Consider the following 403-nt stretch of genomic DNA (forward strand, 5'->3'; position numbering starts at 1 on the left):
AGTTTCAAGCTGTTCATTCTTCTTCTGTAAATCTCTGAACGGCTTGCCCTTATCAAAACTTTTTTCGCGTTCGCTTTTCAATTCGTTCAATAGTGATTTTCGTGATTCATTACTTTTGTGAATTTTTGTTTTTAGTGATGAATTACTCGCTTTCAACTTCTCATTTTGATTCTTCAATAAATGAATTTCATTTTCACGAGACTTCGCACCATCATCAAAACGGCTTTTCGTGAATGACTCAGAAACCTGAACAACACCACCAGCAACAGCAGAAGAAACAGCACCAACCAACGTGCCAGCCTTCTCAAACTTTTCAGCCTTAGCTTTTGCAGCATCAACACGCTTTGCAACAGCACGACCATCAGCCAGAGCAATAGCTAAAGCCTTGGCTTGTTGCTTCTCC

Annotated in this window: 1 protein-coding gene; it reads right to left on the reverse strand. The window is 40.2% G+C overall.

The features are described from left to right. The coding region (locus tag KP705_RS18555; RefSeq protein ID WP_215765371.1) for a hypothetical protein at window positions 1-403 on the reverse strand (403 nt) is incomplete at both ends.

This window comes from Gluconobacter sp. P1D12_c, from assembly GCF_018812105.1.
GTDB classification, from domain to species: Bacteria; Pseudomonadota; Alphaproteobacteria; order Acetobacterales; family Acetobacteraceae; genus Gluconobacter; species Gluconobacter oxydans_A.